The 11,162-nt window shown below is 65.9% G+C and carries 13 protein-coding genes and 2 pseudogenes; 5 read left to right on the forward strand and 10 right to left on the reverse strand.

What is annotated here, in order from left to right:
• Positions 1-4: 4 nt before the first annotated feature.
• The 5 genes and pseudogenes from IE326_RS19195 to IE326_RS19215 form a co-directional block, all read right to left on the reverse strand.
• Entirely contained in the window at positions 5-601 is a 597-nt protein-coding gene (locus tag IE326_RS19195; RefSeq protein WP_190042344.1) for a hypothetical protein, read from the reverse strand.
• Between the two features lie 307 nt (positions 602-908).
• A complete protein-coding gene (locus IE326_RS19200; RefSeq protein WP_190042345.1) occupies positions 909-2,066 on the reverse strand; it encodes a ParB/RepB/Spo0J family partition protein in 1,158 nt (385 codons plus the stop codon).
• Complete coding sequence (locus IE326_RS19205) at positions 2,063-3,310, reverse strand: ParA family protein (RefSeq protein WP_190042346.1); 1,248 nt, start codon at positions 3,308-3,310, stop codon at positions 2,063-2,065. The genes IE326_RS19200 and IE326_RS19205 overlap by 4 nt, the downstream gene beginning before the upstream one ends.
• Positions 3,311-3,537: 227 nt before the next feature.
• A pseudogene (locus IE326_RS19210) lies at positions 3,538-3,945 on the reverse strand (transposase); the annotation flags it as partial.
• 46 nt (positions 3,946-3,991) lie between these two features.
• On the reverse strand, positions 3,992-4,555 hold the full coding sequence (locus IE326_RS19215; protein WP_190042347.1) for a helix-turn-helix domain-containing protein: 564 nt from the start codon (positions 4,553-4,555) through the stop codon (positions 3,992-3,994).
• 262 nt (positions 4,556-4,817) lie between these two features.
• On the opposite strand from IE326_RS19215, the gene IE326_RS19220 reads away from it, so the two are divergent.
• Both IE326_RS19220 and IE326_RS19225 read left to right on the forward strand, forming a co-directional pair.
• Entirely contained in the window at positions 4,818-5,513 is a 696-nt protein-coding gene (locus IE326_RS19220; protein ID WP_229915498.1) for an ATP-binding protein, read from the forward strand.
• A 150-nt stretch (positions 5,514-5,663) separates the two neighbouring features.
• The gene (locus IE326_RS19225) at positions 5,664-6,182 is read left to right on the forward strand and encodes a hypothetical protein (RefSeq protein ID WP_190042348.1); all 519 of its coding nucleotides are present in this window, start codon (positions 5,664-5,666) and stop codon (positions 6,180-6,182) included.
• A 35-nt stretch (positions 6,183-6,217) separates the two neighbouring features.
• Here the strand turns inward: IE326_RS19225 and IE326_RS19230 are convergent.
• A protein-coding gene (locus tag IE326_RS19230; protein WP_190042349.1) for an IS5 family transposase occupies positions 6,218-7,098 on the reverse strand; the annotation gives its coding sequence in 2 pieces (ribosomal slippage) (positions 6,218-7,044 and positions 7,044-7,098; 882 coding nt in all).
• A gap of 66 nt (positions 7,099-7,164) precedes the next feature.
• Here IE326_RS19230 and IE326_RS19235 point away from each other — a divergent pair.
• Entirely contained in the window at positions 7,165-7,692 is a 528-nt protein-coding gene (locus IE326_RS19235) for a ferredoxin (RefSeq protein WP_190042350.1), read from the forward strand.
• A 10-nt stretch (positions 7,693-7,702) separates the two neighbouring features.
• Here IE326_RS19235 and IE326_RS19240 read toward each other — a convergent pair.
• Positions 7,703-8,588: pseudogene (locus IE326_RS19240) on the reverse strand (IS5 family transposase).
• 13 nt (positions 8,589-8,601) lie between these two features.
• Complete coding sequence (locus tag IE326_RS19245; RefSeq protein WP_229915499.1) at positions 8,602-8,913, reverse strand: hypothetical protein; 312 nt, start codon at positions 8,911-8,913, stop codon at positions 8,602-8,604.
• 447 nt (positions 8,914-9,360) lie between these two features.
• Here IE326_RS19245 and IE326_RS19250 point away from each other — a divergent pair, with 447 nt between their 5' ends.
• Positions 9,361-9,798 (forward strand): hypothetical protein, encoded by a 438-nt coding sequence (locus IE326_RS19250; protein ID WP_190042351.1) that lies wholly within the window; start codon positions 9,361-9,363, stop codon positions 9,796-9,798.
• Between the two features lie 317 nt (positions 9,799-10,115).
• On the opposite strand, the gene IE326_RS40730 is transcribed toward IE326_RS19250, so the two are convergent.
• Positions 10,116-10,418 (reverse strand): hypothetical protein, encoded by a 303-nt coding sequence (locus IE326_RS40730; protein ID WP_229915500.1) that lies wholly within the window; start codon positions 10,416-10,418, stop codon positions 10,116-10,118.
• On the reverse strand, positions 10,415-10,567 hold the full coding sequence (locus IE326_RS19260) for a hypothetical protein (protein WP_190042352.1): 153 nt from the start codon (positions 10,565-10,567) through the stop codon (positions 10,415-10,417). Before IE326_RS19260 ends, IE326_RS40730 begins: the two co-directional genes overlap by 4 nt.
• 140 nt (positions 10,568-10,707) lie before the next feature.
• Here IE326_RS19260 and IE326_RS19265 point away from each other — a divergent pair, with 140 nt between their 5' ends.
• On the forward strand, positions 10,708-11,139 hold the full coding sequence (locus IE326_RS19265) for a hypothetical protein (RefSeq protein ID WP_190042353.1): 432 nt from the start codon (positions 10,708-10,710) through the stop codon (positions 11,137-11,139).
• Positions 11,140-11,162 lie beyond the last annotated feature (23 nt).

An 11,162-nucleotide genomic window follows, 5' to 3' on the forward strand; every position in this document is an offset into this window, starting at 1 on the left:
CATGTCATGTGCTGGAGGCAGCACGGTGGGCAAGCCAGGCAGCAAGATCGTCAGCATGCAGCTCTAGGAACTCCTGGGCGTACTCAGTGGCGTCCTGCGGGGCGTGCCCCGCCTTCATGTACACATCGGCCAAGTGACCGACGATGGACTGTGCCCCTGCCCCGCCTTTGTCGTGCTGGTGGATGGCGGTACGGAAGACGGGTACTAGAGCGGCGGGCATGTGGAAGGCGTGCGTCTTCCTCCATCCCTCTGGGCCCGCTTTCGTTGAGGTGAGTACTGCAGGGATGGAGCTGGGCCAGTTTCCCTGGCTTGTCAGCGTTCTGGTGGCACGGGCGAGGCTCGTGGTGGCTCCATTGAGGCGGCCTTCTCCGCGCTGCTCACGGAAGTCGGCGCCGAGCGCGCGGCCGTTGCCCTGGACGGCGAGGCGGAGCAGGTGCTTGGCGTCGGGGGTGACGCGGTCGTACAGAGCGGATGCGGCTTCGACGGTAGGGGCGTCGCCGGTGGTGAGGGTGTGGGTGGGGAGCTGGGTGGCAAGTTCGTACAGTTTGTCGAACCATTCAGGCGGTGCGCCGGAGATATGGAGGGTGTAGCTGTTGCTCACTGCAGCCCTTTCAGAGAACTAAGGAAAAGTGAAGCTGAGTGAGGAAGGTATCAGGTTCAGCTTCATTCACCTTCAGTTCAGCTCTAGTTGCTTTTCAGAGGCTGCTATACCGCCGTCCCGACGTCCTTCGGCTGGTCGCCATCTGCGGACGGCGCCCGTCAGGAGCTGATGCCGACCGGACCTGATGGGACGCGAACCCGGAGAGCAAACCGTTCATCTGCTACTGCACTGATGCCCTGAAGACCTTCCCGGCTCGGGTCTTGAAACGCGTAGGGCCCCTGCCCTGAGGCGGGGGCCCTACGCGTTGTTACTTGTCTTCTCGCAGGCCGGCGGCAACCTGCTCCAGGATGTGCGCAAGCGAGGCCCGGGCAGGAAACCCGAGGCCAGCTCGCAAGTCCTCCACAACGGCGCTCACTCCAGTGCTGCGCTTGAAGTATCGCTGGATGAAAGCGCTGCGCTGGCCTGGGGCCAGGGCATCGAAAGCCAGGTCCATAAGAGCAGCACCGTCATCGAGCAGACTCTGCGGAACCAGCGGGGCCAGTGGATCTGACTGCACGTCTTCCGGAGCAGTTGCGGCTGCCACTCCCCCACTGGGCGGCGCCACTGCGGACGAGAATTCCGGCTCCAGGTTCTGTGCCTCCGGCATTGCAGGGTTGCTGGACTCGCTCCTGGGGGCCGGAACCTCGTCCACCCGGTCATTGGGGCTGGGGGCGGACGGGTTATCACGGCGTGATAGGTCCCGCTTGACGGCCGCTTTCCGCTCCGCTGCTTCAGCTCGGGCGTCGGCCTTCACACGCTGTTCCGCGGGAGGCAGCTTGGAGAGGTTACGGACGTGCTCAATCGTCCGCCGCCCTTCGACGAGGTCCGCCTGGAGCTCGAGGTCCAGGTCGAGAATCGAGAGCTTGGAGGAGATGGTCGACTGGGCGATCCCTAGACGCTTGGCGGCCTTATTCTGCGAGCCGTAGAACGCCACAAGCTTCCTGAGCGCGTGGGCCTGCTCGATGGGGTTCATGTCGTCGCGGTGGACGTTGGCCACGAACGCAGCTTCGAGAAGGGCTTCGTCGGTGGCGACGAGGTCGTTGTTGACGCTGACCCGGATCGTGGTAGCGCCTGCGAGACGTGCGGCTTCAAGTCGGCGGTGGCCGTCGACAACGATGTATCGAGCGCCTTCGTCTACGTCGCCAGCTCGGTCGGGCCGCTCTGCCAAGTAGGAGTCGAGGGTGGCGACCGTAATGGAGTTGACGAGGCCGATCTCCCGGATGCTGTCGGCCAGGCCCTGAAGGTCGCGGAGTTCCTCGCGGGGGTTGTCCGGGTTCTGGCTGATGAGGTGGAGGGCGAGTTCGACCGGGTCCGGGACTCCCTCGGTGGGGGCGGCGGTGGCGGCGCCGATCGCTGCGCGGCGGGCGCTGATGGGGCGGGCCTGGACGAAGGAGGCGCCGGCGCCGAGGTTCTTGGCCTTGCTCACTTGCTGATCTCCCGGGCGAGGGCGCGGAGGGCGACGGACTGTTCGCACCGGGGTGCGTAGGCGAGGAGGGGACGCTTGGCGCGGACGGCTTCCTTCTGTTCCTTGAGGTCTCCGATGACGCCGACGACGCGCGGATCCTTTATGTCCATCCAGGACTGGAGGGAGGAGGTCGCGATGTATCCGCGGCGGGCGTCGTAGTGGTTCACGACGAGGCCGAGGTAGTCGATGTCGAGGGCGAGGTCGGCGCGCATGTCTTCGATCTGCGAGGTGAGCAGACCGTAGGCGTCGGCGCTGCTGTCTTCGGCCTGGACGACGATGAGGACCCCGGAGTTTCCGGTTTCCTCGTTGTCTCGGCGGCGTCCGTAGTAGGAGGCGGCGTCCATGCTGAGACCGAGGCTCGGGGGGCAGTCGATGAGGATGACGTCGTAGTCGGCTTCGACTGCGCGAAGGGCTCGTTCGAGGGCGGCTTCGCGGGCGCGGACGGAGGCGAGGCGGACGTCGAGGAGGAAGGCGTCGGTGCAGGCGGGCAGGAGATGGAGCCTGTTGCCGAAGCGGTCTTCGTCCACGGCGACGATGAGGTCTGCCAGTTCGCCCTTGGCTTCTCCGGCCATGTGGTTGGTGAGGGAGTCACCGTTCATGGGGAGCGGTTCGTGGCCGAGCTGCTTGGTGAGGTGGCTTTGGGGGTCGAAGTCGACGAGGAGGACGCGCTGTCCGAGACCGGGGAGGTCTTCCAGGGCAAGCGGGTCTTCGGGGCGATTGTGGTCGTCGAGCAGTGCGGCAAAGTGCTTGGAAACGCGCACGGGGACGAGGGCTGCAGGGTTTTCCGCGAGGGCTTCGCCGAGGCCAGCGGTGATGGCGGTCTTGCCGACGCCGCCCTTCTGGTTGCAGACGACGATGCGTCGGACTGTCGCGGGGCGCTTGACCTCGGGCACGGGGTTGCTGTCAAGCCAGAGAGTGACGGCCTGGGCGATGCCCTGAGTGAGGGAGACTCCGCGGTCCTTGCAGTCGTCCCGGAAGCCGTCCCACAGTTCGGCGGGAAGGAAGGTGGCGTAGGTCTCCGCGCCAGCGGTGTCGACGGGGGCGGGGTTCGAACCCAGGCCGCGCCAGGCGGTGATGCCGGCTTCGACCGCGTTCTGCATGTCGAGGCCGTGGAGAGCGGCACGGACCTTAAGGTCCTGCCGGAGGGTGCTGGTGAGTTTGGTGACGACCTTCTCGCGGTCGCCGCCCGTGTCAGGTGACGTCATGGACGTCACTGTACTAACTAAATAGATCAACATCCGCCGATGACACGTTAGCAAGGTTACTAATTTTTTTCGGGGGTATCACGGCGTGATACCCCCTCACCCACTCCGAGCGCCTCACTGACCTATCACGCCGTGATACCCCCACATCCATCACGGATGGTCGCCCGACCTATCACGCCGTGATAACTCGCTAGGCTGCTCCGCGGAAGTTCGTGGTGGGACGTTGATCAGGCGGTCTTGAGCGGGGTGCCTTCGTAAGTCCATCGGTAGGGCTTGGTGGTCTCGTTGCGCCCGATGACGTAGGTCTCCACCTTCTCGAGCAGGTCGTCACGGCTGGGAAAGTCGCCACGCCGCACGACCCGGCGGGTGAAGGCGGAGAAGAACAGTCCGAACTGGTTGAGCCAGGAGACGTGCGGCGGGGTCCGGCGGACGTGCCAGCGCGGGTGCGCGGCCAGCCGCGCCTGGGTGCGCTTGGCGGTGGGGGAGGAGCCGTTGTCGAACACGATGTGGGTCTCTTTGCCAGGAGCGATCGCCCGGTCGACCTGGTCCAGGAAGGCGGTGAAGGTCGCCACGTTGTTGCGAGCGATCACCTCAGCGAGGACCTCACCGGTACGCCCGTCGAGAGCGGCGACGAGGGATGCGGTGCCGTGACGCCGGTACTCGAACTCTTGCCGAGAGGTTTCACCGGGCGTGCGGGACGACTGGGATGGCGGCGTGAACGGGCGGCGATCGCAGTCTTCTCGTCAATGGAGAGCACCACTGCCCCTCCGGCGGATCAAGGTAGAGGGCGCACACCCCGGACGCTCCCTGCCAGAATTCGGGGGTATCCCGGCGGGTGAGCCAGCCCCAGACCTTGTGCAGCTTCAGGTCCAGACCGGCCAGGACTCGGCCGACTTGGGAGGCGGAGACCGACACCGAGCAGGCATCGGCCACATGCTGGGCGATGGCCCGGCACGACCAGGTCACCTCCGGATGCGGCGGCCTGCTGGTTGCTGTGGCCACGATCGCCACGCGGACCTCGGGCCCGTAGATCTTCGGCCGCCCCGACCGTTCGGCGTCCCGCAAGCCGTTCAGGCCCAGTGCGGCGAACCGCCCGCGCCATTTGCGCACCGTGTTCCCGCTGACCTCGAACTGCCTGGTGATCGCGCCATTGGCGACTCCGTTCGCTGCCGCGAGGACAATCCGGGCCCGCAGCACCGCCCGCACCAGTTGCTCGCGGACCTTCGAACCGATCGCCACCGCCACCGCTGCCCCCGCCCGTCGTCCACCCTCCACGGCCAACGAGCATGGCGGCCGGCCGCCGCACCCGGCAGGATGGGCCCGTGCCGAAGAACCCCCCCCGGAATCGATGCAGCACCACCTGCGCCTGCGTCTGAACCGCCACGCCCGCGCATGCTGACCTCACGTAGACGCCATCAGGGTCCGCTTCCGCACAGGATTCGCCTACGTAGCAGCCGAGCTGCCCGGCGAAAAGAGCTTGCCGTTGTGCCGACTGCGCTTCACCGGTGTGCTGCACACCTGGGGCTTCGCCCTCTATCTGGCCAGCACCGACAGCTACCGGGACAACATCCTGCCCAGCGGACTGCCAGCCGGCGCCCCGGAGGAAGCCCTCGACTGCGCAGGCGATCTCTACCTCAACACTCTCGCGCCAGCCATCCGGGTGCCGACAGGACTCGTCGTCCTCGTCGGCCCACCAGCCTCGGGCAAGACCAGCTTCGTCCGGGCATTGATCGCGCGCCGACAGATCGACGCGGAAGCCGTGGTGTCCAGCGACGAGATCCGCGCGGAGCTCTTCGGCACCTCACCCGCGGAAGCAGTATCCGACGCGGCGGACGCACGGATCTTCGAAGAACGCGACCACAGGATCGCCGCCCGGCTCGCCGCCGGACAAACAGCAGTCGCCGAGTCAACGAACGTCACGCCGCAGGCACGCGCACGACTCATCGCCATCGCCAGGCACTTCAACGCCCCGGTGACCATGCTGCGATTCAATCCGGACGTCACCGACCTCCTCCAGCAATACACCGAGCGAGGCCGCACAGACCTCACCGCCGCGGACGTCCGTGCCTACGCCTCCATCATGACCCGGGACGCCGGCGCCGATCAGCTCCGCTCCGAGGGCGCAACCACCGTCCACGATGTCCCCGGACGCCGCCAAGCGACCACGCCCGCCGAAGCCGCCGCCCACTTCTCCTTCGCCTGACACATCCGACGTGTCCAGACCTGCCTTCAGACACCCCACCACGAACTTCCGCAGAGCAGCACTAGCGGGTCATTCGTCACGGCATAGCCCGGTCGGGCTAGGGCCTGTCCGGTGAGTCGGCAGGGGCCCCTCGCCTTCTAGGCTGGCGTCATGGACAACGGGCTCGCTCGCGAGGAAAGCGCCTTCATCAACTTTCGACGCTACGCCCGGGATCCGAAGGAGCACGGGTTTCGGTGGGTTGACATCAAGCAGCTGCGCTTCTCTGCGGAGTCGGTCGACGATAGAGGGCTGCTTGCCGCACTGATTGGGCACGAGCAGTTCCGGGACGACTATGCAGGTGGTGGAGTGCTTCCGGACGGCCCTCGGCACGGTCCGTATTGGCTGCGGTTGATCACTCCTGATCTCTATGAGTCCATCAGCCAGGAGAAGGCTCTGCAGATCCTGCGGGAGTGGGTGGATCCGCTCTGGGACGTGCCCACCGAGCTGGAGGCAGATCTGCAGCAAGAAGTGTTCGCCCGCGTAGCCGCAGCCGATGGCATCTACTACCTCAGCGAACTCGATGATGAGGCAACTCATGACTGGGGACGCGTGCACGACTACTTTCACGAGTTCGTGCTCGTCGACCGCTCGGCTGAGCGGATCACGCTCATCGTCGCCGCCGACGACTGAGGCAACCACCGGGCCATCCGCTGCGGCGGCTGACATCAGTGGCGGAGCCACAACCGAATCGCCGTAAGAGTAACCGTGCCGTGGAAGACGTAGGCCCTCTTGTCATAGCGAGTCGCCACGGCTCTGGAGCCCTTGAGCGCGTTGAAACAACGCTCGACTTCGTTCCTCCTTTTGTAGGTAGTGCTGTCGAAGCCGGTCGGCCGCCCACCGTGGCTACCGCGTCGTTGGCGGTTGACCTTCTGATTCTTCGGCTCAGGGATGGTGTGCTTGATCTGGCGTCGACGCAGGTAGCTGTGGTTCCGGCGAGAGCTGCACGCCTTATCGCCACACACATGGTCCGGTCGCGTTCGCGGGTGACCGCCAGCTGAGGGAGGGACTCGAACACGATCTATAACGTTGATCAACTGTGGCGCGTCACCCCATTGCCCGCGAGTGATCAGAACAGCCAATGGGCGGCAGCTTCCATCACTCGCCAGATGGATTTTCGTCGTGAGACCACCCCGTGACCGGCCGAGCGCCTCATCAAGGCGATGCGCGGCCGGACGGCGCCGGCACCCCAGCAGCCTGGGCACGCGGTGATGAGCCCCGGCAGCATGCTGATGGGCGCGGCACACCGTCGAATCCACGCTCACCACACTCCAGTCGATTCGCCCCTCGACGTCGGCGTCCGCCTGGACCGTCCGTAGGACACGCTCCCACGTGCCATCCGCGGACCACCTGCGATGGTGGCCATAGACCGTTTTCCACTTCCCGAAGCGGATCGGAAGATCTCGCCACGGCAGACCGGTTCGCTGTCGGAGCAAGATCCCGTTGATCACGCGTCGATGACACTGCCAACGTCCTCCTCGCCCAACGTTTTGAGCAGACTGGGTTCGAGTCGAGCCCACTCGTCATCAGAAAGATCACCCCGCCCCATACCGGACAGAACGACCGGCCGCCAGGCCGGTTACCTGACCTATCGGACAGGCCCTAACCTTCTGCCGTGGACATCTACTTCGATCCGGTGCCTCTGCTCGGCGATGCGCGCGGAGAGTTCCTGGGGCAGTGGTCGGAGCGGAAGTGGCTCAACGTGCCCGGACCGTTCTACGGGGCTGACACCGACAACTGCGGCACGGGCCGTATCCACGCCCCAGAGCTCGTACTCTACGAGGCCGACTACTTCACCGAGTACGTGTACCGGCAGCCCCGGACGCCGGAGGAGCTTCAGCATTTGGTCGATGCAGCGGAGGCTGAGGCCTTCTCCGGCTACGGCTGTGACGGCGACACCCACTGGACACCGTCAGCGGTCCGGGAATGGTGGCGCGATCGAGGGCGGATCGCCGAGTATCTGGCGGACCGGCGGTCGGACTGGAAGGCCGACGACGTGAAGGCCGGGCAAGGTGTGGCCGCCGCCGCCCTGGAGTATGCCGACTACCTCGGCGGCGAGCTGGCATCGCACCTCCGCGTCTATCTCTTCTGGCTTGAGGAGCGACGTTCTCCCACAGGTGCGGACCGACTGCCGCAGCTCTGACGGCTGTGCGTCAGTCGCAGAGCCAGAGACGGATCGCGGCAACGGTCACGGTGCCGTGGAAGACGTAGGCGCGCTTGTCGTAGCGCGTTGCCACGGCGCGGAAGCCCTTCAGCTTGTTGATCAGGCGTTCGACCTCGTTGCGGCGCTTGTAGGCGGCGCGGTCGAAGGCGGGCGGGCGGCCACCCGCCTGGCCCCGGGCCAGCCGGTGGCCCACCTGGTCCCTCTTCTCCGGGATGCTGTGCGGGATTTGGCGTCTGCGCAAGTAGATGCGTATGCGGCGGCAGCTGTAGGCCTTATCGGCGCTCAGTGCGTCCGGGCGCGTGCGGGGATGGCCGCCGCCCGGCCGGGGAACTCACACCTCGGCCATGACCTGCTCGAACAGGCTCCCGTCGTGGGCTTGACCGGGAGTGATGAGCAGGCCGAGCGGGCGGCGACCACCTTCGCCGGCAAGATGAATCTTGCTCGTCAGGCCGCCACGGGATCGCCCGAGTCCCTCGTCGGTGCGATGACGGGCCGGAACTGCCCCCCTTTTTTGAGCCGATGGTCGGGCGGCCTTCCTTGCGCCTGCGGCATGTTGGTGGGCGCGACAGGTGGTTGAGCCGACACCGACCTGGCTCCAGTCCAGACGGCCCTCCGCGTCGGCACGGGCCTGGACCGCTTTCAGGATCCGGGCCCAGGTCCCATCCGCCGACCAGCGACGATGGCGTTCATACACGGTCTTCCACTTCCCGTAACGCATAGGCAGATCCCGCCAGGGGACGCCCGTGCGCTCACGGAAGTAGATGCCCGTTCAACACACGACGGTGGTCACTCCACTGCCCGCCCCGCCCACCATGGGAAGGCAGGAGCGGCAAGAGCCGAGCCCATTGCTCGTTCGTCAGATCGCCACGTCCCACGCCGCCCTAACGATCAAGGAGTGCGACCCGGTTCCAAGGTCGAATGACGATTCACCGGACACGGCCTAGAACCGCTTTCCTCGCCAGAGGCTTCACTGCGCGGACGCAGCCTGTGCCGCGCCGCGTCCAGACGCTCCGCATAGTCTGCCGCGAAGATCCCGGGCAAGGACTTGTCCAGCGTCCCCGCCAGCCTGTGAATCGGAGCCCACACCGCTTCATCGTCGACAAGACGGCTGAGGTCTGTCATCTGCACCCGCTCAAGCCAGTCCGACAGGACCAGCGCCTCATCCGGGGTGAGTTTGATGATGATCTGCTCGTTCTCCACGATCAGAACATACTCGCGCGCCAGGGACGGGCGCACTCACCTCAGTACCCGAACCTGCCCCTGTTGCCCCAACTGGACTGAGACAAGTCCCGCCCGCCGTCTCACTCCATCTGAAGCGCACCTGGCCACAGACCTCCCCCTGCCTCACATCGACTGAGACAGGGCACATAGGCAGCTGCCCGGAGTGCGGCGAGAGCCGAGATGGGCGAATCTGGGAGGTGCGGGAGACAAGGACGGTGAGGGGCGATGCTGAAACCCTTCGCGAAACACATGGGAACTTGGGGTGTAGTGGCCTGCGCCTCTCTCGGCCTGTTGACAGGCTGCAGTGGGGGCCAGGACGGAGACAGCTGGAGACAAGAGCAACTGCGGGCTCCGTCTCCCCCTCCAAAGTCCACCTCGGCTTCTCCAGCTGCTCCCACCCTCACTGCGGGCGAGACGGTCTCGGTGGTGACCAGCCCCAGCGACCTCCTCGACATTCCAGGAGGCTTTGCGGACATCACCCTGGTCAGCATCAAGGCGGCCAGAACCGTTACGGATTCTCATACGGGCTCCACCGTCAACGCCGAGCCGGGTAAGCAGTTCGTCTGTCTAGAGTTCAAGATCAAGAACACTGGTGAGACCAAGTTCGACACCTATCCCTTCGCGCACGCCGACTGGACAGGTAAGGATGGAGAGGTACAGGGCCTCGGTCACGTCCTGGCGATTGAGTGCGAGGACCTTGGCCAGCAGGGGGACGTCTTCACCAATCAGCCGGAGCCTGGCCCCGGGCAGTTCGTGCGTGGCACGATCCCTCTGAGCGTGCCCAGTACGCAGTCAGGTCGGATCGAGTTTTCCGACCGGGCAGACGTCCCTCTCGTGTACGTAGAGACCAGCCCGCTGCGATGATCTGCCCCCTGTCTCTGTCCTCTCCCACCTCTATGACTCATCGGACCCAAAACGCAAAAAGGCCGGCGCCCACGCACGTTCGCGCGGACACAGGCCTTGGGCATGGCGGTGGAAGTCAGCGAGCCCAGGTGGCCTGGAGGTCCCGGTCAGGATCGGGCATCGCGGCTGCGGTCGCCAGCGCGGCGGGGTGCCTCATGGCGGGGGCAGGGACGGCGCCGGGCGCATCCTGCCGAGCCCAGGCGAGGTGCCAGGTCCCAGTGGGGTGGCGGTGGATCGTGGTGTGCGCGTGGACGGCACGCGGGATGCGGGGGATGACCTCAGCAGGGTCGTCGCCGGGGTAGAGGCACCAGCGGGTCCAGGTGTGGACCCGCTGCCATGTAGAGGGCGGCTGCGTGGATGGTGGTGGCCCAGCGGTGCTGTCCGAGTAGAAGGAAGAGCGCAGGGTGGTCCCCGGGGTCGGCGTCCGGGGCGGGCAGGCCGGTGATGTGCAGGCCGCCGAGGACCGGGGTGAAGCCGAGGACGGCCGGGTCCTGGTCAGGGGTCCAGATCCGTTCTGCGGGGTGCGTGGTGCAGCCGTCGCCCAGGCTGGTTGCGAGGTCGTGCAGGCCGGTGGTGGTCATGCGCTCGCTCCGGTGTTGGTGGCCTTGAGGACGCGGGGGAGATGGACGTGGAGGTGGTCGACGTCGACCTGGCGGCCGCAGGCGCGGAGTTCTCGGGCGAGGAGTTTGGTGAGGCCGGCGGCCCTTTTCCGGACTAAGGAATCGATCATGAGCCAGCCGCGCCATGAACGTCCCGGCAAGCTGGCCTTGCACATGCGCGCTGGGCAGTGCCGCTGATGCCTCGTACGGCTGGTGATGGCGGGGAGAGTCCTGGCTACCTGAAGCCCTCAAGGGACGGCATGATAGGCCCATGCCAAAGGGGCGGATACTCGCAGTCGTCGGCTATGCCGCGCTCACACTGCTGTGCGCGGCAGCGACAGCATGGACGGTGTTCGACGGCATCGCACGGCTGAACCTGTTGGAGAACGCCGTGGAGGTTCGGCTCACAGAGTGCCACCGTGAGGATGGAGCGCGGGGTACCACCCACACAGCATGCAGCGGACAGAACATCGCGAACGCGGGCACCATCAAGGTCACGTACGACGGCTACCCAGGCGAGACCATCCGTGCCGCACAAAAGCCTTGGGGGAGCTACGAAGCGGTAGACACCGGCTTTGTTTCATGGGGGATCGCGGTATTGATGCCCGTTTTGCCGTTTGGGGCGACAGTAGCTGCTGGGGCCCTTGCCGTCAGAGAGTTTCGCCGAGTAAGGCAACCAGCCACCTCCGACAGCGCTGCGTGAGCTCTTGCTGTAAGAGCCCTCGG

The sequence above is a fragment of the Streptomyces filamentosus genome (assembly GCF_014654895.1).
In the GTDB taxonomy this organism is placed as follows: domain Bacteria; phylum Actinomycetota; class Actinomycetes; order Streptomycetales; family Streptomycetaceae; genus Streptomyces; species Streptomyces filamentosus.

Excerpts from the sequence above, each read along its gene's own strand:
- IE326_RS19205 (WP_190042346.1), bottom strand. The coding sequence starts at position 3,310 with ATGACGTCACCTGACACGGGCGGCGACCGCGAGAAGGTCGTCACCAAA.
- IE326_RS19225 (WP_190042348.1), top strand. The coding sequence starts at position 5,664 with ATGGACAACGGGCTCGCTCGCGAGGAAAGCGCCTTCATCAACTTTCGA.
- IE326_RS40730 (WP_229915500.1), bottom strand. The coding sequence starts at position 10,418 with ATGACCACCACCGGCCTGCACGACCTCGCAACCAGCCTGGGCGACGGC.
- IE326_RS19260 (WP_190042352.1), bottom strand. The coding sequence starts at position 10,567 with ATGATCGATTCCTTAGTCCGGAAAAGGGCCGCCGGCCTCACCAAACTC.
- IE326_RS19265 (WP_190042353.1), top strand. The coding sequence starts at position 10,708 with ATGCCAAAGGGGCGGATACTCGCAGTCGTCGGCTATGCCGCGCTCACA.